General features: G+C 60.6%; 1 protein-coding gene. It reads right to left on the bottom strand.

The window, feature by feature from the left end; genetic code table 11:
- Nucleotides 1–33: 33 nt before the first annotated feature.
- Nucleotides 34–673, bottom strand: a 640-nt coding sequence (locus tag CSC66_RS17220; protein ID WP_162378634.1) for a hypothetical protein, incomplete at its 5' end; no start/stop codon positions are given.

The raw sequence follows: 673 nt of genomic DNA on the forward strand, positions 1-673 counted from the left end.
CGAATACGACCATCAACCTAGCAGCAGAGATGTTCATGTCGTCGTTGTGCTCCACTCAGGTGTAGTGGACTGCCTCATGCAGCACAAGTCAGGACACCAGTTCCACGTGCAAGAATTCTGTATTATTTTAACGTCCGGATTCCCGAGCGTCAGGGTCCAGCGGCTGGCGCCGCTGGAACCCACCTGCGCGGGCGAAGTGTCTTCGATGACCACTACCAGTTGCGCCGTCAGGCCGCCGATGCCGTCGCCGGACCAGGTGAAGGTCGCAGTGTCGCTTTCATAAGTCGCGCTGTCCGGGATCGGCTGCCGTACCTGCGCCGGATCCGGTCCGGTGCGCAGGAACCAGCCGACCTCGTAGCCATGGTTGAGGCCTGCGGGAAATTCCAGCCGCACATTGAATCCACCCTCGGCATATCCGACGACGCCGAAATCACTGAAGTGCACCCGTGCGCCGCCATCCGTGATCGTCCCACCACCTGCTGTTGCCCGGAACACGAAGTTGTCCAGGTACAGCGCCATCTGCCCTGCCGTCGCGCCCACCAGGTGCAGCTCGCTGATTGGTGCGCCGAATCCACTGGGGCGGGTCAACCACGCGGAGGTGTTTGTGTTCACCTCTGCAAGAGCGAATATGAGCGTATCGGCGATGTATCCGACCATATCGATGGAGTCGGAG

Source organism: Pseudoxanthomonas kaohsiungensis (genome assembly GCF_010211765.1).
Classification (GTDB): Bacteria; Pseudomonadota; Gammaproteobacteria; order Xanthomonadales; family Xanthomonadaceae; genus Pseudoxanthomonas; species Pseudoxanthomonas kaohsiungensis.